This window comes from Nonomuraea sp. NPDC004186 (assembly GCF_053603495.1).
The window spans coordinates 1-22750 of the sequence record NZ_JBSGFQ010000163.1 but is presented as its reverse complement, the minus strand read 5'-3'; the positions used below and the strand labels follow the sequence as shown (position 1 = coordinate 22750).

The following is a 22750-nucleotide window of genomic DNA, read 5'->3' as shown; positions in this document are numbered from 1 at the left end:
TACGACAACGAGTGGTGGCACTTCGAACACCGCCCCGACCGCCGCGGCAGGCCACCACGACGACGGCCCCACCCCGGCGTGGGCTACGACATCGACAACGAGGACTAGACGTACTCCAGACCCGTCAGGTTCGCTGGGATCAGGCAGCGCCGGTCGCGCGGATGCTGTGCGTCAGGCTGCGGCACATGGCGTCCGAGTCGGCGATCCACAAGATCATGAACTTGTATCCCCGGGCTTCTCTGGACTCGGCGTCGGCGCAGAACTTCGGTGCCGGCGGGCCGTCGGCGCGGATGCCGACGTCCGGGAGAAACGGCACCTGCTTCAGCAGCAGGCAGATGGCCTCCTCCGCAGCGGCTTCCAGGTCCCCGCGTACCACTGCCACCAGGCCCACCGACCAACCGTAGTTCGGGTCCTGGTAGATCGACACCGCCAGGTGGTCGTTCTCGTAGGCGCAGTCCACCGCGTCGGCGGCCACGGTCACGCGGGTGGCGAAGGTCCTGAGCCCCTGACGGAACGAGCGCAGTTCCGCTTCCTCGGCCATCTTCTGCTCCGGGATGACATCCAGAGCCATGCCGATCAGGCCGTTCACACCGAGGCAGGGGTTCGTGGCGATCCGCTCGACTCCCTCCGGGGAGGGCAGCAACGACCGGGTGATCGGGCCTGCTGCGGGACAGAAGCCCTTCTTGGGCGGCGCCTTCGTCTGGGCTGCCTGAGGGGGTGTGTCTTGTAGAGGGAAGTCCTCGCACGCGGTGACGAAACTCAGCGCGAGGATGGCGGTCAGCAGCATGCTCAAGGGGGAGCGACGGGACATGGGAGTCCTTCCGGCACCGGAGGCAGTCCTATGGATGCTTCCTGGCGACGGCGGAAATGGCATGAGTAGCCCCTACTCATCTGCCTGTGTGTGAGCCGGCCGCCTCGCCCACCAGGGGTCCGGGTCGAGCGGCCGGCTGGTGCTGCGGCGGGCGGAGCCGTCCTCGAGGGGACAGCTCCGCCCGGGGCGCCTACGCCCAGGGTGAGGCGACGACCCAGCTCACGTCGTCGGCCCACGAGGTCGCGCTGTCGAAGGTGTTCGATCCGCCCTCGCTGCCGATGTAGACGATGTTGCTGTAGTGACGCAGCAGGCGGTTCGGGAAGTTGAAGGAGGCCCACGAAAGGCCCTGGCCGTTCATGCCGGGCTGCGGGCAGAAGGTGGCGTCGTTGGCGAACAGGGCGCTGCCGTCGTTGGCGTTGCGGTAGAGCTGGTAGTTACTGTGCCGCAGGTAGCTGCCGGGGTAGTTCTTCGACTCGAACGACACGCAGGAGCTGTAGGCCAGGCCGTTGCGCACGATCCATGTGGCGTCGTTCTTGTCCAGGGACGAGCTGCTGGAGGTGATCACGGACGTGACGGCCTGGTCGTTCTGGTGGCGGATGTAGCGGCCGGTGCAGCAGGCCGTCGTCGCGCGCAGCGAGATCGACGTTCCGGCGGCGGGTGTCCCGCTGGGACGGGCGGCCGTCGTGTAGCCGGCGGCGACGATGCTGGCCTGGACCGCGTTCTCGGTGGCGTCCGTCGGATAGCCGGAGGTCATCACGCCCTCGTAGAAGGTGCCGGCGGAGCCGTTGCTGTTGTCGCCGCCGATGCCGAGGATGATGGCCCCTTCCTTCTTCATCGGGTTGTAGCCCGCGACGTTGGGACGTGCGCCGTTGTAGTAGGTGGACAGGTTGCCCGACTGCGCGTTGCCGGCGCGGATCGACCAGTGGTTCGGCTCGCCTTTGACGATGGCGGTCAGGTAGCGGTGGTTGACGGTCGGGTCGTTGGCGTTGTAGCCCGGGTTCACCCCGGAGAACAGGCCGTTCTCCAGGTCGGCCATGACCCAGGGGCCGTTGCCCGTGCCGTAGCCCCAGACCTTGATGTTGCCGAAGTAGATGGCCTCCATCGTGCCGTTGCCGTTGTCGCGGCTGTTGGTCTCGGCGTTGCCGTAGTCGAAGCAGCAGCCGCCGTTGTAGTGCGTGCCGTCGAAGACCGCGTACATCCCCTCAGGCTGGTCCCCCTTGGCGATGCCGTTGGTGTTGTTGTTGCGGTAGCCGGTGCCGGGGGCCACGAACACGCCGTACGCCTTGTGCCCGCCGACCATGGTGGGCGCCGCCGTCGCCACGGCGAGGTTGTCGTACCCGCCTGGGGCCGGGCCGGAGAAGCCGCCGGGAGGCGCCTGGGTCAGGTTGTTGCCGCGTCCTGACTGGTCGTAGATGACGGTGATCACACACGTCGTACGGGCGCAGAAGGAATCCTGTGCCGCGGCGTTGGCGTACCCGCCCGCGCTGAGCAGGCCGATGTTCTGGGTGGCGTTGTCCGAGGAGCGCCGTACCTGGTAGAGCGAGCCGTTGTAGGCGGCGTACAGGGCGCGGGTCGTGCTGTGCGCCGCCACGCACGGCGTGCCGCCCGAGGCGTAGATGTCGCACGACTGCGATGCGGCGGCCTGCGACGGGGCGGGGATGCCGGCCAGCAGGCCGGCGGCGAGCGCGACGGCTGCCCCGGCGGACAGCATCGCCTTTTTCACGTGCCGTAATCCGGACCCGACGATCATGATGAACCTGTGCCTTTCTCGGGGGGCACCGCGAATGCTGGAATTTCCGCGGGTGGGCTATTGGTCAAAGGATCATGAAGCGTGGTCATCGCATGGAGATGTGCCTTCTGAGCTGCAATATGATCATATGTTAGCGTTAACATTTTATGCGCTGGGCGACCCCTGGAGGTGCGCAGCTTTGTGGGTTGACGGGCTCACTATGAATCGGAAGTGATCGTTCGTCAAGGTTTTCACGGCAACCATGAAAACGCCGCAGCCACGAAACGGGGAAGGCGCCCGCCGCCGCGCCAGGCCGCACTGGCCGGCGCGGCGGAGAGCACTGGGGCGGTACCGCCCGTGCACCACCGATCAGCACTTGAGCAGCGCCTCGGCGACCTCGTCGGGGTGCGTCAGCATGGACTGGTGACCGCCGGGCACCATCAGCGGCGTCAGGCCGATCCGGGCGGCCAGCTCGTCGCCCGGCCGGGCCAGGGCCAGGTCGTTCTCGCTGAGGACGTACGCCGCCGGCAACCCCAGCGTCGTCACGTCGTCCACGTCGAGCGCCTGCAGGAAGTACGCGCCCGGCTGCGGCACGAGAAGCTCGTGGAACAGCCGCTGTGCCGCCTCGGGCAGCTCCGGCACCAGCATCGGGACCTGCTCGAACGTGACGGAGACGCTGCCGTCGGGCGAGGCGTCGATGGCCGCTCGCAGGATGGTGGCGTAGTCCTGGTTCTCGTCGACGAACGGCACACCGCGAGCCGGGACGAAGGCGTTGAAATACACGATCTTGGCGAGCCTGCGCGCGACCCGATGGGCGGCCCCGGTGATCGGATAGCCGCCCCAGCTGTGGCCGACCAGCACCACGTCGCTCAGGTCGCGCTGCTCGATCTCGCCGACGACATGGTCGACCGCGTCCGAGAGGTGGAGGCCGGCCCGGGAATCGCCGTCCGCCAGCCCGGGCAGGGTGATCGTCACGGCGGCATGGCCCGCGGCACGCAGCCGCTGCGCCACCGGCTGCCAGGACCAGCCGCCCTGCCAGGCGCCGGGAACGAGAACGAACGTCGTCGAGATGTCGGACATGAAGAGCTCTACCTTCCGGTCGTGTGGAAATCACTGACACGATCCGGTGGCGCGCCGGAAAGTTCGCTCCGGCGCCAAGATTCTTTTCAGGCCGCCGCCCGGTGGATCATCCGCACCCGACGCACCCGGTCGGCGTCGTAGGACAGCAGCCAGCACATGGACGGCGCGCACCCCGGCCCGGCGTCGGGCGGGCTGGACACGTCGGTCTCCCACACCACGACGTCGGCGCTCGCGGCCACGCCGGTGAGGCGCTGCCGGGTCCCGGCCGCCATGCGGACGTCCATCACCTGCGCCAGATGACCGATACCGCGCGTGCGGCGGCCGTTGCCCCAGGCGATCTCCACGTCAGGCCACCAGCGCTCCCGCAGCAAGGCCCCGAACGTGCCCTGATGCCCGGCCGCGACGGCCTCCTCCGCCTCCCGGCGGCGGGCCGCCGTCACCGCGGCCATGTCGTCGTACGCGCTGTGCAAGGTGGCCGGCAGCGTACGGGAGAGGATGCCCCGCGCCTCGTGCAGCCTGCGGCGGACGGTGCCGACCGGGACGCCGCAGGCGGCGGCGATCTCGTCATAGCGGGTGACCGAGGAGAAGTACCGCAGCAGGGTCACCGTACGCAGGGGCGGGGACAGCAGCCCGACGGCGTGCCAGACCCAGTCGCGCTGCGCGTGCCGCTCCAGCACCTCCTGCGGATCGGCTGCCCGCTCGGCGGACGGCGGCAGGTCCCCGGCCGGGATCGCGGTCGTGGCGTTCAGCCGCTTTCGGCAGAGGTTGCGGACGATCATCCGCAGCCACGGGCCCACGGCGGCGGGATCGCGCAGGTCGCCGATCCGGGCCAGCGCGATCAGCGACGCGTCCTGGACGGCGTCCTCGCTCTCGGCCGGATCGCGCAGCACGCTCACCGCCACCGCCAGCATTCCCGCGCGATGCCGGGCCAGCAGCGTGCCCAGGGCGGCCGAGTCACCGGACTGGGCGAGCAGCACCAGCTCACGGTCGATGGGCTCGTCGAGGGTCGACGCCCGCGAGGAAATGCGCACTTCGTCACTCTGCCACACGTCGTCCCAACGCCCGGTGGCTGCGATGACGGGCCCCCGCCGACGTCGAGCGCGCCGAGGAGGCGGGTGCCTGCGTCATCACGATGCCAGGGCCACCAGCGACGAGACGGCCTGCGGGTGCTACAGGAGGGAGTCGGCGAGCGGAATCTTCTGTGTCCGGAGCGCGCCGGTCACCAGCCGGGCGATCCGCCGGGCGCCGTACGCCTCGAAGTGGGTGTGGTCGTTGCAGAAGAACTGTCCGAGCGGCCCGGAGGTGTAGTCGCCGTTGTTGGGGCACAGGCCCAGGGAGTTGTAGTAGTCGACGCTGAGGGTCTGCAGGTCGATGACCGGGGAGCCGGTGGCGGCGCCGGCGGCGTTGGTCTGGGTGACGAAGCCGCGGTTCTTCACCGCGGTGCTGCCCGAGCAGGTGATGGCGGCGACGGCGGTGAGCAGGACCGGGTGGGCGCCGCGGGCCAGCGCCGCCTGCGCCATCGTCGTCATCAGCTCCTGGTAGCGCGCGGTGCCGACGTGGCGCGGGCAGGTCGTCGAGCCGTCGTTGATGCCGAACTGGATGAACAGGTAGTCACCGGCCTTCATGCCGGTGAGCACCTGCTGCCATCGGGACGAGTAGGCGGTGGAGCTGAGAACGCACTCGCCGTTCGAGCCGATGGTGGATGTCACGTTGCCCTCGTAGAGCCAGGTCTGGATGCTGCGCCCGGCGACGGCGAGGTTGTTGACCACGATGTTGCTGTGGAACAGCGAGTCGAACTCGGTGGCCCAGCCCACGGGGCAGGTGGCGCTGGGGTTTGCCATGGTCGAGTCGCCGGCCATCCAGACGGTCGTCGTCGCGGCGGCGGCCGCCGTGCCGACGCGGGCGCTGCACCCGGCCGGGCCGATCACCGCGGCCGAAGCGGCGCTCGGGACGACCAGCGACAGGGACAGCATCAGAACGGAGACGATGAAGAAGTGGACCTTTCGCATGGTCTCTCCTGCCAGTCCGGGAGCGAGGGGAATTGCGCCGACAGCCGCGGCGGATGAGTCAGCACCAGGTCAGCGTCGAGTTGACACGGGTCACGTTGCTGATCGTGTTGTTGCTGCCGGTGCAGGGGCTCCACCTGATGGCGGTGTTGGTGACCGTCAGGTTCTGGAACCTGATGCCCGACGACGGAGCGAACTCCGTACGGGCCGCGATCCGGACCTCGCCCCCGCCGCTGACCGTGCCCGAAACTCCGGCGATGACGACGTTGTAGCAGTTCTCCACCAGCACCGAGTTGTTGCCGGTGTTGGCGATGTCGACCCGGTCGATGGTGGCGCCGCCGCTCTCCGAGACACAGAAGATGCCCCGGCCACCGCCGCGTGCCTTGACGGTGCCGACTCGAATGTTGTTCGGGTAGGCGCTGCCGACCCGGCCGTTGCGGTTGGCCATGCGGAAGGCCGCGTACCCGGTGCCGGCGCCCGCGTTGTCGGCGTCGACGGTGCCGACCGTCGCGTTGATGGTCTGGTTGAGCAGCAGGCCGGACTCGCCGACGTTGCGTGCTGTCACGGTGCCGACGGTGAGACCGTCGACGCCGTAGGTCTCCATCGCGTGCGAACTGGCCCCTTGCACGTACACGGTGTCGACCCGGACGTTACGGGTCCACTGGCTGGTGTCGCCGCGGTTGTCGATGCGTACGCCGAGGCCCGCGCCGAGCCGCATGTCGATCTGGCCGAGCCAGACGTTCGTGACGTTGCGCAGGAAGATGCCGTAGATCGGGGTGCCGGTGACGTTGAGGTACGGGACCTCGATGTTCGCGGTGCCGCGGGAATAGATCGGCGCGTAGTCGCCGGAGCCGGAGCCGGTTACGTTGATCGTGCCGCAGACCGACAGGGAGGTGTAGCTCGGCAGCGAGATCCGGCTGCCGGCGCTCATCGTGCCGTTGCCGCGCACGACGACCCGCTGGATCGAGGTGCGCCCGGCTGTGAGACTGCCGATGCCGGCCTGGACCGCCGCCCGGAAGTCGGTGCCGGTGTAGACGCTGCCGCCGGCGCTGTTGCGGGCGGTCCAGGTGCTGCCGCTGACGGTCACCTGCGACTGGAAGGTGCCCTCTCCGCAGGCGGCGGCGGACGCCGGGGGCGGGCCGAGCACGATGCCGGCCCCTGCGCCGGCCGACAGGATGGCGAGCGCGGCGACGATGCGGGCGAACCGACGACGTCGTCCCTTGAGCGGGCGTGGCGCCGTGGTGGGGGCTGTTGTCATGGGATTCTCCGTGGGGGTGCCCAGTTGGTGATGCCGTCCGTCGAGGCGCTGTGGGTGGCCGTTGCGGTGAGGAGCGTTGGCGCTTTCCTGGTACGCATGTTTCTCCCGTTGATGGGGGGTGGGGAGATGGCGGCCGCGCTTCGCCGCCAGGCGCGCCTGACATCGATAAAAACGTTTCAAGCCGCCTGGTCAACGTGACCTTAAATATGGATGGCGATCTTGTCAAGCAGTCAGTCAGATGGCAGCGCAGGACAATCGGCCGGCGGTTCGGAATTTCCATGGGAGCAGGTGGGCACGGACGGCCGTGATGGCCCCGCCACCTGCACGATCGCGGGACGCCGCAGTCGCTCCGGAGGAAGTGCGGGCAGGGCGCGAATACGCCGAGAACGGTTGTGCTGATGAATGCATTCAGACGGAAGAATTGAATCCGGAGAGAAACTCGTGGGCTGGTGGTAGCCGACATTCTGCCGGCCGGAGGGTCAGCGGGGGATCAGGCGCGCGGGGCGACGGGCGCGAGCAGGCCCACGCCGAAGAGGCGGGCGTCCCTCTCGTTCCAGTGACGTGGGCGGGGCGGCCCTCGACACCGGCCTCCCCGTGCCCTCCCGCGGTCCCGGGCCGCGGGAGGACCTTCAGGTAGCATCTGTCCTGCGATCTTCTGGTCATGAGGGGCCGACGGGTGAACAGCGAAACGGATCCGGCAGCCGACATCCGGGCTCGGCTCCAGGAGCATTGGGAGGCGTCCGAACGCGGGGACGTCGACGCCGAGCATGCGATCTACGCCGCGGACGCGATCCTGGACTACCCGCAGTCGGGTGAGCGCTTCACCGGCCGGTCAAAGATCCGGGCGCAACGCGGCGGGCACCCGGCCGAGCGCCACTTCACCGTCCGCCGGATCCTGGGCCGCGGCGACCTTTGGGTGAGTGAGTGCGTGATCACCTATGACGGCGTGCCCACCTACTCGCTCAGCGTCATGGAGATCACCGACGGTCTCGTCACGCACGAGACCCAGTACTTCGCCGACCCGTTCCCCGCGGCTCCTGGGCGCGCCGCGCTGGCCGAGCCGATTCCGGCCCGCGACCGACAAGCCACCGGCGAGGGCCCGTCGCGTGAAGGCGGGCATGGGTGATCCACGAGGTGCGCGTGGGCCGACGCCCCCGCCGGTTCGGGTGGGGGCGTCGGGATGGTGCGGGGGCTACTTGCTCTGGCAGCTCTTCTTGCGGACCTCGTACCAGACGATGCCTGGAGCCTGGAACCGGATCATGAAGCACTGGTTCTTCCTGGCCGCGTCCCGGACCTTGTAGATGGCCGAGGCGCCGCCCGCGTGCTCGACCGTCTGGATGAGCGTCATGCCCTCCACTCGGTACGAGGTCGGCACCGGGTTGCCGTTGGCGTCCTTGGCCCAGGGCAGGTCGATCTCGGCGAGGTAGAAGTCGTTGTTGTGGATCAGGGCGGTGCCGTCGTCCTCCTCAACCTCCAGCATGCTGCCCTCGGGGGCGGAGCTTGGGAAGCGGTACTCCGTCGGCGCCGAGGCGTCCTTGACGATGGTCAGCGCGCGGGCGATCTGGCCGGTGCGCTGGTGGGCGAAGGTGACGCCGGGCTGCTTGGCGGCGTAGGTGACCAGGCCGGGCAGCGGCTGGCTGCCGGCGCCGTCGGCCTCCGGCAGGCCGATGCCGATGTCGGTCTCGCTGACGCTCGCGACCAGCGTACGGTCGGGGTCCGTCGCGATGGCGAAGGGCCGCTGGACGTCGCCGTCCGGGATCTCGGTGGGCGGGGTTGTCCGCGCCTCTTCGACGATCTCGGACACGACCTGATGGCCGGGGTGCCGGTGACCAATCGGATGATCTTGAATGGCGGGACCGTAAACGTTTGCTGCCTTCCGGGTCGCGCTGGTTTCGGCGGTGGCCTGAAGCGTCGGCCCTCCGATCCGGAAATCGCCCAAACAATAAGTAAATGGCACAATGAGGTCGCCTAGCTGTACGACGGGGGACACACACCATGGATGAGCCGATGGTCGCCGCCGGTCCGGGTTCTTCCTGGCGGGGGGCGCGCATCGACGGCGGGAACGAGGAACGCGGGACCCCGCCCGGCCCCACCACGACGCTGACAGGCCGGGGGACCGAGCTCGCCCACATCGTGGACGCGATCGACGGGCGCCGGAGCGGGCCGCGGACGATGCTGCTGCTCGGGGAGGCGGGCACGGGGAAGACGGCGCTGCTGGAGGCCGCGGCCGACCACGCGCGCGGGATCGGAAGCCTGGTGCTGACCGCCCGCGGCTGTGAGGCCGAGGTGGAGCAGTCGTTCGCCGCCCTGCACCAGTTGCTTCTTCCGCTGCTGCCCGAGACGGACGATCTTCCCGAACACCAGCGGGAGGCGCTGAAAGCGGCGTTCGGGATCGTCACCGGCACCCGGCAGCACGACCCGATGCCGCTGCGCGTCGGAGTGCTGAACCTCCTGGCCCGCGTCTCCCGAAGCCGGCCCGTCCTGCTGATCGCCGACGATGTGCAGCACTTCGACCGCGACACGCGCGACGTCCTCGGGTTCGTGATGCGCCGCCTGGCGGCCCACGCCGTGACGGTGCTGCTCGCGGCACGGGGCCAGACTCCTCCGGACGGCCTCAATACGGACCTGCCGGTGCTGTCCCTGGCACCGCTGGGCCGCCGGGCGGCCGCGCACCTGCTGGACGCCCAGCCGGAGCCGCCCACCGGCCGGGCCCGGATCGACCTGCTCGAACAGGCCGCCGGAAACCCCCTGGCCATCATCGAGCTGTCCCGCGCCGTACGAGCGGGGCGGGCGGTGCCCGGCGGCGGGCTGCCGCAGACCCTGCGCATCCAGGAGATGTTCGCCGCCCAGCTGCGCGCCCTGCCGGCCGGCACCCAGCGGCTGATCCTCTACGCGGCCGCCTCCTCGGACCACGAGGACCTGGAGACCATCATGGCCGCGGCGGGCGCCGGATCGGATCTCGGGGTGTGGGCGCCCGCGGAGGACGCCGGTCTCATGACCATCGCCGGCGGCCGGGTCGCCTTCCGGCATCCGCTCGTCCGCACGGCTTCGTACGACGGAGCCCCGGCGCACCTGCGCCGGCAGGTGCACACGGACCTCGCGGCCGCCCTCGACGCCGACCCCGCGCGCCGGGCCTGGCACCTGGCCGCCGCGTGCCTGCGGCAGGACGAGTCCGTCGCGGCGGCGCTGGAGGACACCGCGGAGCTCGCCGAACGCCGTGGCGGCTTCTTCGCGGCGGCACGCGCGCTGGAACGGGCCGCGGAGTGCAGCCCGGGCGCCGCGGACCGGGCCCGGCGGTACGCCAAGGCGCTGCGAGCCGCCCAGAACGCCGGCGACCCCTCGTGGGTACGCGAGCTGTACGACAAGGTCACCGCACTGACCGAGGACCGGGACCTGCTGGGCGTCGCGGCCTGCGGCGCCGGAATCGCCCTGTCGCTGTCCGGCCACCAGCGGCAGGGGTTCCAGGTGCTGCTGAGCGCGCTGGAGCCGGATCCGCCCAAGGACGGCATGACGGTGCTCGCCCTGGCCGCCGTGCTCCAGGCGGTCGCCTTCCAGTCCGGCCTGCCCGAGGTGCGGCGGCCGATCGCGGCCCTGCTCGACGGGCTCGAGGCCGGGAGCCGCGAGACGCCCTACTCCGAGCTGACGACGAGCGACGCCTTCGAGGCGGTCCGGGCCGTGGCCCTGGCCGGGGCCGACCCGGTCAACGCCCCCGAACTGCTGCGGCGGATCCGCCGCCGGCCCGGCACCCCGGAGCTGCCGACCGGCATCGCGGACGTGACCCGCCTGCACGCGGCCGGCGCGGTCGCCTGGTACGCCGACGAGTCCGAACTGTGCGTGGAGTCCTTCCGGCAGGCGTTCGCCCTGCTCACCGCGTACGGCTCCATGGGCAGTGCCGCGCCCACGCTCGCGGCGATGGGCTCGGCGCTGATCGACACCGGTCGCTGGGCGGAGGCCGAGGAGCATCTGGAGGAGACCGCGACGCTGGCGGCCGTTCAGAAGCTGAGGCATCTGGAGATCGACGTCGAGGCGCTGCGGACGACCCTGCGAGCCCTGCGCGGGCAGCCCGCCGACATGCCGGCCGATCCCGCCTGGACGGCCGTCGGCCTGGAGGAGAACCGCGCCACCCACGCCCGCCTGCTGCGCGCCGCCGGCACGAGCGCCGCGGCGGCGGGCGACTTCGACGGAGCGTTCCGCCACTTCCGGCTGCTGTTCGGCGAGGACGGCGTACCCCTGCACTATTTCCTGTCGAACCGGTCGGTCGTTGACCTGGCCGCGGCCGCCCAGCGGACGGGCCGGCAGGAGGAGGGGGCGCGCATCGTCGCGGCGGTGCGCGCCGCGCTGGGGGAACGCCCGACCACCCGGATGACGCTGCTCGTGCACCACGCCGCCGCGCTGACCGGCGAGCCCAAGGACGCCGAGCACCACTTCCGGCTCGCCACGGTGAACCCGGCGGGGGAGCAGTGGCCGCTGGCCCGGGCGCAGGCCCGGCTCCACTACGCGCAGTGGCTGCGCAGGAAACGGCGGCCCCTGGACGCCCGGCCGCTCCTGACCACGGCGCTGGAGTCGTTCACCCGGCTCGGCGCCCGCGGCCTGGCCGACGAGGCGCGCGTGGAGCTGCGGGCCAGCGGCGTCGCCGCCGCGCCCGCCCAGGCGGACCCGCTGGCGGAGCTGACCGCCCAGCAGCGCCAGATCGTCCGGCTGGCAGCACGGGGACTGCGCAACCGGGAGATCGCCGAGCAGCTCATGCTGTCTCCCCGCACGGTCGGCTCCCACCTCTACAACGTCTATCCGAAGCTGGGCGTCAGCAGCCGTCACCAGCTCCGCGACCTCTTCGACGACCTGTGACCACCCGCGCGTACGATCGGCACACTCGGCGAGCGAAAGGTGAGGGACGTGGGAACTGACCCCGCCACGGACGGCGGCGCCTGCGAGGGGCCCGCCATCGTCCTCGATCCCCTGGTCCAGAGGCTCGTCGACGCGTCGGCGGCACCGCCGTACCTGCACGAGCTCGGCCCGGAGGACGGGCGGCAGGCGCTGCTGGAGACCCAGGACCACCGGCGCGACGACCTCGACGTGGCGGCCGAGTTCCTGGTGGCGCCGGTGGGGCCGTCCGGGCTCGCCGGCTTCTGGGTGTTCCGGCCGGTCCGGCCGACCGGCCCCCTCCCGGTGGTCGTCTACCTCCACGGGGGCCGCTGGATGCTCGGCGACGCGCGGACCCACGCCCGGATGATCTGCGAGCTCGCCGCCGCCGGTGAGGCCGCGTTCGTGGTCCCCGAGTACACCCGCACGCCCGAGGCGCGCTACCCGGTCGCCGTCGAGGAGGCGTACGCGGTGCTGACCTGGGTGGTTGAGCACGCCGCCGACCTGCGGCTGGACGGCCGGAGGCTGGCGGTCGCCGGCGACTGCGCGGGCGCCACCATGGCGACGGCGCTCGCCATGATGGCCAAGCAGCGCGGCGGGCCACGCATCCGGGCCCAGCTGCTGTACTACCCGATGACCGACCCGCGCTGCGACACCGCCTCGCAGCGGCGCTTCGCCTCCGGCTACCCCCTGACCCGCGCCGCGCTGGAGTGGTACTGGCAGCAGTACACCGACGACGAGCACGAACCCACCGCCGCGCCGGCGCGGGCGAGCACGGCGGACCTCGCGGGGCTGCCGCCCGCGCTGATCGTCTCCGCGGAGGCCGACGTCGTCCGGGACGAGGGCGAGCAGTACGCGCGCCGGCTACTGGCGGCGGGTGTGCCGGTCACCGCCGTCCGATACCTGGGCACCGTCCACGACTTCGCGTCGCTTGACCCGTTGCGGGACAGCCCGCCGGCGCTGGCCGCCGTCCGCCAGGGGGCCCTCTTCCTCAAGGACGCCCTGGCCGCCCGGCGCTGACGCCAGTCAACTTACTGATGCGTCCGGGCGGCGGGGTTGCGATGCTGACCTGCGTGAGTCGCCCACCGGCGGCACGTATGCGCATGGAAAGAGATCAGGCAGCATGTCCGATATCAAGCCCGTCCTCGAAGAGGCCGCACAGGCGTTCGCCGAGGCGACCAAGAACCCGCCGTACCTCTACGACCTCGGCCCGGTCGAGGGCCGCAAGGCCGTGGACGGCGTCCAGGACGGCGACGTCCCCGTGCCGGACGCCGACATCGAGGACCTCACCGTCCCCGGCGGCCCGTCGGGCGAGGTCTCCATCCGGATCTTCCGGCCGGCCGGCGCCCAGGGCACCCTGCCCGTGATCCTGTACGTCCACGGCGCCGGCTGGGTGTTCGGCAACGCCCACACCCACGACCGGCTCGTCCGCGAGCTCACCGTACGGGCCCAGGCCGCGACGGTCTTCGTGAACTACAGCCTCTCCCCGGAGGCGAAGTACCCCACCGCGATCGAGGAGATCTACGCCGCGCTCCAGTGGATCTCCGAGCACGGGGCCGAGCACGATCTCGACCCGGCCCGCATCGCGGTGGCCGGCGACTCGGTCGGCGGCAACATGACCGCGGCCACCACCATCCTGGCCAAGCGGCGCAACGGGCCGAAGCTGGCCGCGCAGCTGCTGTTCTACCCGGTCACCGACGCCGCCTTCGACACCGGCTCCTACGATCAGTTCGCCACCGGCTACTTCCTCAGCCGCGACGGCATGAAGTGGTTCTGGGACCAGTACACGACCGACCCCGCCCAGCGCGCGGAGATCACCGCGTCGCCGCTGCGCGCGAGCCTGGACGAGCTCGCCGGGCTGCCGCCGGCGCTGGTCATCGTGGCCGAGGCCGACGTGCTCCGCGACGAGGGGGAGGCGTACGCCGCCAAGCTGCGCGCCGCCGGCGTGCCGACCACGGCCGTGCGCTACCAGGGGATCATCCACGACTTCGTCATGGTCAACGCGATGCGCGACACGTACGCGGCGAAGGCGGCCACCCAGCAGGGCGGCGAGTTCCTCCGCGACGCCCTGCGCCCTTGAGCGCCCCGGACAGCCCACCCCTGATCAAGGAGCCCTCCTCATGACGGACAGCACCACTCCCACGGTCGTTCTCGTGCACGGCGCGTTCGCCGACGCCGCCAGCTGGACCGGCGTCATCGCCGAACTGCAGGAGCACGGCGTTCCCGTGGTGGCCCCGCCCAACCCGCTGCGCGGCCTGGCCTCGGACGCGGCGTACATCGCCTCGGTGGCCGCCCAGATCGACGGCCCCGTCGTGCTGGTCGGCCACTCCTACGGCGGCGCGATCATCACCGTGGCCGGCGCGACCGCCAACGTCGTCGGCCTCGTCTACGTCGCCGCGTACGTGCTCGAGGACGACGAGAGCCTCGGCGAACTGCAGGGGCGTTTCCCGGAGTCGCCGCTGGGCGCCAACCTGCGGCAGTCGGCCTACCCGGTCGAGGGCGCCGACCCGGCGGTCGAGGTCACGATCGCCCCCGAGGCGTTCCCGGAGATCTTCGCCGCAGACGTCCCCGCCGAGGTCACCAAGGTTCTCGCGGTGGCGCAGCGGCCGCTGGCCGCGGGGGCGTTCACCGAGACCGCGGCCACGGCGGCCTGGAGGACCAAGCCCTCCTGGGCCCTCGTCGCCACCGCAGACCAGGCGATCAACCCCGAGGTCCAGCGGTTCGGCGCCAAGCGGGCGGGCGCGACCGTCGTCGAGGTCGAGGGGGCCTCGCACGCCGTCGCGGTGTCCCGTCCCAAGGACGTGGCCGACCTGATCCGCGAGGCGGTCCGAGCCGTCTCGGCCTGACGTACCCGGGTTTCACAGCCGGGTGACCAGCAGGGCGACGTCGTCGCCGGCGCCGCTGTTGATGCCCAGGGAGCTCAGGGTGACGTCGGCGAGGCAGTTGGGGGTCAGCCGGCTGCACCGGGCCAGCGCGGCGGTCAGGCGCGCCAAGCCGACGTCGATGTCCTCCCCGCGGCGCTCGATGAGACCGTCGGTGTACAGGACGAGGGTGTCTCCCGCGGTGTAGGGGAGCTCGGCGTGGGGGCGGGTGACGTGGTCGGGGCGGGTGCCCAGGGGAGGGTCGGTGGCCTGGTCCAGCAGCGCGCAGGAGCCGTCCGAGTGGAGCAGGACGGGCGGCAGATGCCCGGCGCTGCTGTAGGTGATGCGGCAGCCCGCGGTGTCGATCACGGCCTGGACCGCCGTGGTGGCCAGCGCACCCTCGAGGGAACGGGCGTACAGACCGACCACCTCCAGCGCCGGGCCCGGCTCCTTGACCGCGCGGATCGCCGCGCTGAGCGCGCTGCGGAGCATTCCCATGACCGTCGCGGCCTCCAGACCCTGGCCCACGACGTCGCCGACCGCGACGGCGAAACAGCCGTCCGGCAGGTCCACGACGTCGTACCAATCGCCGCAGACGTTCAGCGTTCCGACGGCGGGCAGGTAGCGCACCGCGATGTCGTCGGGGTGGAGGTCCAGGTCAGGGCAGTGGAGCATGGCCTCCTGCAACGCGAGCGCCACCTGACGTTCGCGGGCGTGAGCATGGCGCAGCTCCTCGTTCAGCCGCTGCAACTCCTGCGCCCGTGCGTACAGCTCGGCCTCCATCGACTCCTCCTGCCCCGCCGAAAGGCGGACGGCGGGCTGCTGAGCGGAGCAGGAGTGGACGAACTCCGTCACGTCCTCCACCCGGTGCAGGATCCACGACACCGTCCCGTCCGGCGCCAGGACGGGGGTGTTGATCGGGGACCACCAGCGCTCCTCGAACGCTCCGGGGTGGTCGGCGAGCGGGATGTCGTACTTCTGCAACACCATCGTGTCCGCTTCCCGGTAGGCCAGCACCCGGTGCAGCGAGGCGCGCAGGTTCTTCACGCCCTCTGCGCAGGGGTCGTCAGGGTTGTCGGGGAAAGCGTCGAAGATGTGCCGCCCGATCAGATCCTTGGCCGTACGGCCGGTCGCGCGCAGGTAGGCGCGGTTCACGTCGACGATCGTCAGGCCCGGATCCAGTACGAGGCACGGGCTCGGCGTGGCGGCGAACAGCGCCGCGTAATCGATCTGCGGCGCGCCCGGCTTGCGTGCGCCCTGCCTGTGCGGGCCGGCGATCCTGCCCACGCCATCCACTCTACGAGGTGTTCTGCCTGCTCGGAGTAAGAGGTTCACCTTTCGATGGCCCGGGGTGCGGGGGATTGCCGGACGTGAAGGCGCCGGATCGCCGTGTCCGGGCGATCCGGCGCTTTCACGGTTGGCTGGTGCCCTTCCGGCATGGAGACCTCCGTCATCTTGAGGGGACAGGTACGCCGATATCCACTTGCCGAAGGCGAAGGTTGTCATGCGGTGGGGCCTCGCCTGGTGGCGATCGGCTCCAGCCGTACGTTCGGCTGGAGCCGATCGCTCCTCGTCCGTCAGCCCACGTGCAGGCTCGCGAGGAGCTGCTGCACCTGATGCAACAGCGCGTTAAGAAGCGACGCCAGGGCGTTCATGACAACACCGCCTTTTCACTCAGAGTGATGATCTAGTTACTCCAAGCTACATCATGCAGGCCGGTTGTCCCTCGTACTGGATCAAGCGTGTAGGCGTGGCGCACGCTCATCCTGCTGGAGGAAACTTTTCAGTATCCTGTCCCTGAAAGTTTCAAGGAGGATGCCGACCTCATCCAGCGGTAAAGCTGGACTATTGCCCGCCATTGCCGGTGCTCGTTGACGTCATGGTTAACGCTTACTACTCTCCGCCGAGAAATTATCTCACCAAATCTCGGAAAACTTTCTCGCCCCAGGAGGGCTCATGAGAGGGTCCATGAGGAGACGCGTCACCCGTCTGATCGCTCTGGCCGGAGCCACGGTCGCGGTCATCGCCGGCTTATCCCCGCTCCCCACCCTGCCGGCAGCCGCCGCCACGACCGCCACCGTCTCGGTCGACGCCGGTCAGACGCTGGCCACCATCCCCGCCGCCGGCGTCGGCATGAACGTCGCCGTGTGGGACGGGCGGATGAACGATCCGGCGACATCCACGCTGCTGAAGGACGCGGGTGTCAAGGCCGTCCGCTACCCGGGCGGCGGCTACGCCGACGGCTACCACTGGCAGACGCACACGGTCGAGGGCGGCGGGTACGTGGCGCCCAACACCGGGTTCGACGCGTACGTGGCCACGTCCCGTGCGGCCGGCGCGCAGCCGATCGTCACCGCGAACTACGGCTCGGGCACGGCGCAGGAGGCCGCCGACTGGGTGCGGTACGCCAACGTCACCAAGGGCTACGGCATCAAGTACTGGGAGATCGGCAACGAGATGTACGGCAACGGCCACTACGGTGCCGAATGGGAGACGGACAAGCACGCCAGCAAGAGCCCCGCCACGTACGCCACCAACCTGCTCGACTACATCACCGCGATGAAGGCGGTCGACCCCACGATCAAGATCGGCGCGGTCCTGACGACGCCGGGCAACTGGCCGGACGGCGTCGTCGGCCCCGGCGACACGATGGACTGGAACCGCACCGTCATGTCCATCGCCGGCTCGCGGATCGACTTCGTGATCGTGCACCACTACCCGAACAGCGCCAACGAGGCCGAGCTCGTGACCAAGCCGCAGGCCGAGGTCCCGAGCATGACGAGCGCGCTGCGCGCGCTGATCAACCAGTACGCGGGCGGCAACGCCCCCAACGTCGGCATCGCCGTCACCGAGGACAGCTCCAACTACGCGTTGAACACCTCGCCGTCCGGCCTGTACGCGCCGGACGTCTACCTGACCTGGATGGAGAACGGCGCGTTCAACATCGACTGGTGGAACCTGCGCAACGGCACCGACTGCAGCAAGGTCACCACCATCCAGGGGGCGACGGACTACAACGACGGCGGCGTGGTGTCCAGCGGGGCGTCCTGCGAACCGGCCGCCAACACGCCGTTCCCGCCGTACTACGGCATCCAGATGATGACCAGGCTCGGCGCCCCCGGCGACGCGCTGGTGCGGACGACCTCCTCCACCGCGATGCTGTCCACGCACGCCGTCAAGCGCGCCAACGGCGACGTGAGCGTCATGCTGATCAACAAGGACCCGAACAACGCCACGACGGTCAACCTCTCCTACAGCGGCTTCACCCCGTCCTCGGCGACGCCGACCGTGTACTCGTACCTGAAGAACGCCTCGTCGATCGGCTCGGCCTCCACCGGGAGCGCCGCCGTACAGACCGTGCCCGCCTACTCCGTCGTGGTCGTCCAGCTGCGCGCGGGAAGCGGCGGCGGGACCGGCGCCTGCCGGGTCGACTACACCAAGAACGAGTGGCAGGGCGGGCTCACCGCGAGCGTGACGATCAGGAACACCGGCGGCAGCGCGGTCGACGGATGGCGGCTGACCTTCACGTTCCCCGGCGACACCAAGGTGACCACCGCCTGGAACGCGAGCGTGACGCAGAGCGGCGCGGCGGTGACGGCCACCAACGCGTCGTACAACGGCGCCATACCGGCGGGCGGCTCCCAGTCGTTCGGGTTCCAGGGCACCTGGACCGGCAACGACGCGAACCCCACCGGCTTCGCGCTCAACGGGTCCGCCTGCTCCGCCGGCTGACCTGACCACTCGGTGGTCTCCGAGCCGCCGCCGCGCGGGCCGGCACCCGACGGGCCGTTCGAGCCGTGCCCGGCCAACCCCGTCCTGAGCCACCGCAGCACCGATCGGCCGATCCAGAACACCGGCCACGCGGACCTCGTCGAGGCGCCCGACGGGTCCTGGTGGATGGTGCTGCTCGGCGTACGGCCGGGCGGCGGCGCCCCGGGCCGGCACGTGCTGGGGCGGGGGACGTTCCTGGCGCCGGTCACCTGGGACGACGGCCGGCCGGTGGTCGGCGAGCCGGCACCAGTCATGGAGGCGCCCGCGTGGCCGCCGCACCCGGTGGCCACGCCACCGGGTGCGGGACGACTTCGACGCGGATCGGCTGCACCCGCGCTGGATCTCGGTACGTTCCCGGCCCGCGTCGGCCGGGCCGATCAGGCTGCGGATCGACGTGCTCGCCGCGCTGCCCGCCGACCGGCATCCCCGCAAGGAGCCCGACGTCCTGCGCCTCGGCGTCGAGGCGGCGGACGGAGCGTTCGACGTGCCGGCCGAGCCCGACGGCCGGTACCTGTCGACGGAGGTGGCCGGTGGCTTCACCGGACGGGTGATCGGCATGTACGCCGCGTCCGGCACGGTGCGGTTCGACTGGTTCGATTACGAGCCTCGCGATCACGACACAGGGCCGGGGCAGGTTATCCTTGCGCCGTGAACGGGCCCTCGACGGGCGACCGGACGGGGCCGATGAGGAGGGGAGCCAGGTTGTCACACGCCGAGTCGGGCGAACCGGTGGCTGACCGGGAAGGCTCGCGAGGCGATTCGTCGAGACCCGTGACGATCTCCTACATCGCGGAGACCGCCGGAGTGTCGATCCCCACGGTCTCCAAGGTCATCAACGGCCGTTCCGGCGTGTCCGCCGACACGCGTGCCCGCGTCGAGGCGCTGATCAGCGAGTACGGATACCGCAGGACCAACCGCAGCAACATGATGGAGCTCGTCTTCGACGAGCTCGAGCACATGTGGGGCACCGAGATCATCCGCGGGGTGGAGCGGGTGGCCCGCGAGCACCGCGTGGCCGTCGTGCTGACGGAGTTCGGCCCGGAGCGCAACGCGGTCCACTATCCGAGCGAGGACACCCTGGCCCGCCGCCCCGCCTGCGTGGTGACGGTGGCCCAGCTGTCGGCTGAGCAGCGCAACCAGCTGCGCGCCAAAGGCATCCCGTTCGTGGTCTTCGACCCCGCCACCGAGCTGCCGGACGACGTCCCCTTCGTCGGAGCGACGAACTGGTCCGGCGGGCGGTCGGCCACCCGCCACCTGATCGAGCTGGGACACCGCCGCATCGCGATGATCGGCGGCCCCGACCGGACCCTCTACTGCCAGGCCAGGCTCGACGGCTACCGCTCCGCCCGGGAGTCCGCCGGCCTCCCGGTGGAGGCCGACCTCGTCGTACGCACCCCGCTCACCACCGAGGACGGCCGCGCCGCCGCGCTCGAGCTGCTGAACCGCCCGGAGCGGCCTACGGCGATCTTCGCCTGCAACGACCTGCAGGCGATCGGCGTCTACCAGGCCGCGCGGACGATGGGGCTGCGGATCCCGGCGGACCTGAGCGTGGTCGGCTTCGACGATCTGCCCATCGCCGCCCTGGTCGATCCTCCGCTGACCACCGTTCGCCAACCACTCACCGAGATGGCCGCGGCCGCCACCGAGCTGGCGCTCGCCCTGGGGCGCGGGGAGGAGACGCCGCAGGCCGGGCTCGAGCTGGCCACCACCCTCACGGTCCGGGAGAGCACCGCTCCACCCGCCGACCGCGAGGGCGCCGGGGGATGAGGGAAGGCCTCACCAGTCGTGGACCGTACGTGACGGCGGATCCCGGTCCGGCCTCCGGCCCGGCCGACGTCCCTGGAGCAACGCTCTGAGCTCGTAGAATCGGACCACGTCTCGGGAATGGGAGTTCCATGGCCGCGCCTGGTCGACGACGAGTGACCATCGCCGATGTGGCGACTCACGCTCAGGTCTCCGTCACAGCGGTGTCCAAGGTGATCCGCAACGCCTATGGTGTCAGCCCTGCCATGAAAGACCGGGTCAAGGCGGCCATCCAGGAGCTCGGCTACCGGCCGCAGGCGGTGGCCCGCGGTATGCGCGGGCGCACCTTCACCATCGGGCTGGTCCTGCCGCACATCAGGAACCCGTTCTTCGCCGACATCCTCGACGGCCTCACCGAATATCTGGAGAACACCGACTACCAGGCGTTCATGATCCAGGGGGGCGCCACCCGCAAGGTCGAGATCCGGGCGGTGGACGCCCTCATGGACCGCCAGGTGGACGGCATCATCATGGTCGCCCCGCTCGCCTCGAAAGCGCGCCTGGAGGAAGTGGCCAAGGAGAAGCCGACCGTGGTGCTCGCCCGGCACGAGCGCTCGTCGTACTACGACTCGGTGTTCGACGACGACGAAGCGGGCGCCGAACTCGTCGTGAAGCACCTCATCGAGCTGGGCCACCGCCGCATCGCGCACATCACGCACCAGGACGACAGCCAGGCGCGGCCGGCCGACCTGCTGCACAACATCCGGTCGGCGACCTACGAACGCGTGATGCGCGAGCACGGGCTCGGCGACGAGATCGCCATCGCGACCAGCTTCTACCACGAGCAGGGCGGCTACGAGGGGGCTCGCGAGCTGCTGAGCCGCTCGGCCCCGCCGACGGCGATCTTCGCCGGAGCCGACCAGGCGGCGCTCGGCGCGCTCGCCGCGGTCCACGAGGCCGGCCTGGCCGTCCCGGCGGACGTCTCGGTCGCCGGCTACGACAACATCCACCTGGCCGCTCTGCCCAACATCGCGCTGACCAGCGTCGATCAGGACGGCGCCGAGATGGGCCGGGCCGCGGGCAAGCTCCTGCTGGAACGCATCGAAGGCCGCATGACGCCCGTTCGCTTCTCGGTCACCCCGAGCCTGGTCGTCCGCGGCTCCACGGCCGCGCCGGGAGAGTCCGTCAGCTGAGCTTCCGGCTGCCCAAGTAGGGTCTCGCGCTGCCCGCCGTAGAAACCGTTACCGATTTAGACCCGGTTACAGCGACTCAACCTGGGAAAAAGCTGGGTACCGTTACCCAAAACATTCTTGACACTTCCTTCACGTAACGCCTACGTTAACCGCATCGGGGAGTCGCTTAAAACGATTCAATAACCCTGGAGGGGTGTGTGAAGACCTCCCACCGCACGCTCGCGACGGCTACGGCCGTCCTGGCGCTGGCGGCTCTGACCTCCTGCGGTTCCGGCTCGGAGCCCGCCGCCGACGGCACCGTCACCCTCTCCTTCATGACAGGCAGCGACCAGTCGACCGTGGACACGTCCAAGGCGCTGGCCGATGCCTTCATGCAGGCCAACCCCAAGATCAAGGTCAAGATCGAGAACCAGCCGGGAGGCAGCGAGGGCGACAACATCGTCAAGACGCGCCTGTCGACCGGCGAGATGACGGACGTGTTCTGGTACAACTCCGGGTCGCTGCTCCAGGCGCTCAACCCGGCCCAGAGCCTGGTCGATCTCACCGGGGACCCGGTGGTGGCGAACGTCCAGCCGGACTATCTGCGGGTGGTGACCCAAGGGGACCACGTGTACGGCGTGCCGGCCACCGCAGCGTCCGGCGGCGGCATCCTCTACAACCGCAAGGTCTACGACAAGCTCGGCCTGAAGGTGCCCACGACCTGGGCGGAGTTCATGGCCAACAACGAGAGGATCAAGGCGGCCGGGATCACGCCGGTGATCTCGACGTTCAAGGACACCTGGACCTCGCAGCTGTTCGTCCTGGCCGACTTCTACAACGTCCAGGCCGCGGTCCCGAGCTTCGCCGCCGACTACACCGCGGGCAAGGCCAAGTTCGCCACCACGCCGGCGGCGCTGGCGAGCTTCCAGCACCTGGCCGACGTCAAGGGCTACCTCAACAAGGGCTTCGGCTCGGCCACCCTGGACCAGGGGCTGAAGATGCTCGCCGAAGGCGAAGGCGCGCACTATCCGATGCTCACCGCGATCCTGCCGCCGGTGCTGGCCACGAGCCCGCAGGCCGCAACGGACATCGGCTTCTTCGGCGTCCCCGGCACCGACGCCGCCAAGAACGGCGCCACCGTGTGGGAGCCACCGGCCATCTACATCCCCAAGAGCACCAAGAACCTGGAGGCGGCCAAGAAGTTCGCGGCGTTCGTCGCTTCGCCTGCCGCCGCTGAGGCCATCAGCAAGGTGGTGCAGCCGACGGGGCCGTACCGGGTGAAGGGCGCCAAGCTGCCCGACAACGCCATCCAGGTCGCCAAGGACGTGCAGGCGTACATCGACAAGGGTTCCACCTCGCCGGCCCTGGAGTTCCTGTCCCCGGTGAAGGGCCCGTCTCTGGAGCAGATCACCGTCGCGGTCGGCTCGGGGCTGACGCCGGCCGCCGAGGGGGCGGCCCA

At 70.4% G+C, this 22750-nt stretch carries 18 protein-coding genes and 1 pseudogene; 11 read left to right on the top strand and 8 right to left on the bottom strand.

From position 1 onward, the window contains the following. Positions 1 to 139 precede the first annotated feature (139 nt). From ACWEPL_RS59315 to ACWEPL_RS59290, 6 genes are all read right to left on the bottom strand, one after another. Entirely contained in the window at positions 140 to 787 is a 648-nt protein-coding gene (locus tag ACWEPL_RS59315) for a hypothetical protein (protein ID WP_363971965.1), read from the bottom strand. Positions 788 to 1001: 214 nt separating this feature from the next. After that, entirely contained in the window at positions 1002 to 2561 is a 1560-nt protein-coding gene (locus tag ACWEPL_RS59310; protein ID WP_452441906.1) for an alpha-L-arabinofuranosidase B, read from the bottom strand. 348 nt (positions 2562 to 2909) lie between these two features. After that, positions 2910 to 3620 (bottom strand): alpha/beta fold hydrolase, encoded by a 711-nt coding sequence (locus ACWEPL_RS59305; RefSeq protein WP_452441905.1) that lies wholly within the window; start codon positions 3618 to 3620, stop codon positions 2910 to 2912. 86 nt (positions 3621 to 3706) lie between these two features. Continuing rightward, a complete protein-coding gene (locus tag ACWEPL_RS59300) occupies positions 3707 to 4651 on the bottom strand; it encodes an RNA polymerase sigma factor (RefSeq protein ID WP_452441904.1) in 945 nt (314 codons plus the stop codon). A gap of 138 nt (positions 4652 to 4789) precedes the next feature. Next, the gene (locus tag ACWEPL_RS59295) at positions 4790 to 5629 is read right to left on the bottom strand and encodes an SGNH/GDSL hydrolase family protein (protein ID WP_452441903.1); all 840 of its coding nucleotides are present in this window, start codon (positions 5627 to 5629) and stop codon (positions 4790 to 4792) included. A 58-nt stretch (positions 5630 to 5687) separates the two neighbouring features. Then, entirely contained in the window at positions 5688 to 6884 is a 1197-nt protein-coding gene (locus ACWEPL_RS59290; protein ID WP_350743128.1) for a hypothetical protein, read from the bottom strand. 676 nt (positions 6885 to 7560) lie between these two features. Between ACWEPL_RS59290 and ACWEPL_RS59285 the strand changes: the two genes are divergently transcribed. Then, the gene (locus ACWEPL_RS59285; protein ID WP_452441902.1) at positions 7561 to 8010 is read left to right on the top strand and encodes a nuclear transport factor 2 family protein; all 450 of its coding nucleotides are present in this window, start codon (positions 7561 to 7563) and stop codon (positions 8008 to 8010) included. A gap of 66 nt (positions 8011 to 8076) precedes the next feature. Here ACWEPL_RS59285 and ACWEPL_RS59280 read toward each other — a convergent pair whose 3' ends face one another. Continuing rightward, the gene (locus ACWEPL_RS59280) at positions 8077 to 8688 is read right to left on the bottom strand and encodes a hypothetical protein (RefSeq protein ID WP_452441901.1); all 612 of its coding nucleotides are present in this window, start codon (positions 8686 to 8688) and stop codon (positions 8077 to 8079) included. 191 nt (positions 8689 to 8879) lie between these two features. Here ACWEPL_RS59280 and ACWEPL_RS59275 point away from each other — a divergent pair, with 191 nt between their 5' ends. From ACWEPL_RS59275 to ACWEPL_RS59260, 4 genes are all read left to right on the top strand, one after another. Next, on the top strand, positions 8880 to 11729 hold the full coding sequence (locus ACWEPL_RS59275) for an AAA family ATPase (RefSeq protein ID WP_452441900.1): 2850 nt from the start codon (positions 8880 to 8882) through the stop codon (positions 11727 to 11729). A 48-nt stretch (positions 11730 to 11777) separates the two neighbouring features. Then, positions 11778 to 12764, top strand: coding sequence for an alpha/beta hydrolase (locus ACWEPL_RS59270; protein WP_452441899.1), 987 nt, complete (start codon positions 11778 to 11780; stop codon positions 12762 to 12764). Between the two features lie 103 nt (positions 12765 to 12867). Then, positions 12868 to 13824, top strand: a complete 957-nt coding sequence (locus ACWEPL_RS59265; protein WP_363971945.1) for an alpha/beta hydrolase — start codon at positions 12868 to 12870, stop codon at positions 13822 to 13824. Positions 13825 to 13864: 40 nt separating this feature from the next. Beyond that, positions 13865 to 14590: an alpha/beta fold hydrolase gene (locus ACWEPL_RS59260; protein ID WP_452441898.1), complete on the top strand. Its 726-nt coding sequence runs from the start codon at positions 13865 to 13867 to the stop codon at positions 14588 to 14590. Between the two features lie 12 nt (positions 14591 to 14602). Here ACWEPL_RS59260 and ACWEPL_RS59255 read toward each other — a convergent pair whose 3' ends face one another. Continuing rightward, positions 14603 to 15892: a PP2C family protein-serine/threonine phosphatase gene (locus ACWEPL_RS59255; RefSeq protein ID WP_452441897.1), complete on the bottom strand. Its 1290-nt coding sequence runs from the start codon at positions 15890 to 15892 to the stop codon at positions 14603 to 14605. Positions 15893 to 16573: 681 nt separating this feature from the next. On the opposite strand from ACWEPL_RS59255, the gene ACWEPL_RS59250 reads away from it, so the two are divergent. The 6 genes and pseudogenes from ACWEPL_RS59250 to ACWEPL_RS59225 form a co-directional block, all read left to right on the top strand. Further along, positions 16574 to 18337 carry a cellulose binding domain-containing protein gene (locus ACWEPL_RS59250; protein WP_452441896.1) on the top strand — a complete coding sequence of 588 codons (1764 nt, stop codon included), beginning with the start codon at positions 16574 to 16576 and terminating at the stop codon, positions 18335 to 18337. 12 nt (positions 18338 to 18349) lie between these two features. Then, positions 18350 to 18592, top strand: a pseudogene (locus ACWEPL_RS59245) (family 43 glycosylhydrolase); the annotation flags it as partial. Positions 18593 to 18674: 82 nt separating this feature from the next. Further along, complete coding sequence (locus ACWEPL_RS59240; RefSeq protein ID WP_452441908.1) at positions 18675 to 19028, top strand: beta-xylosidase family glycoside hydrolase; 354 nt, start codon at positions 18675 to 18677, stop codon at positions 19026 to 19028. Between the two features lie 119 nt (positions 19029 to 19147). After that, positions 19148 to 20143 carry a LacI family DNA-binding transcriptional regulator gene (locus tag ACWEPL_RS59235; protein ID WP_452441907.1) on the top strand — a complete coding sequence of 332 codons (996 nt, stop codon included), beginning with the start codon at positions 19148 to 19150 and terminating at the stop codon, positions 20141 to 20143. 167 nt (positions 20144 to 20310) lie between these two features. Further along, on the top strand, positions 20311 to 21312 hold the full coding sequence (locus ACWEPL_RS59230) for a LacI family DNA-binding transcriptional regulator (protein ID WP_449912763.1): 1002 nt from the start codon (positions 20311 to 20313) through the stop codon (positions 21310 to 21312). Positions 21313 to 21509: 197 nt separating this feature from the next. Beyond that, positions 21510 to 22750: ABC transporter substrate-binding protein (locus ACWEPL_RS59225; RefSeq protein ID WP_452441895.1), on the top strand; the 1241-nt coding region annotated here is incomplete at its 3' end.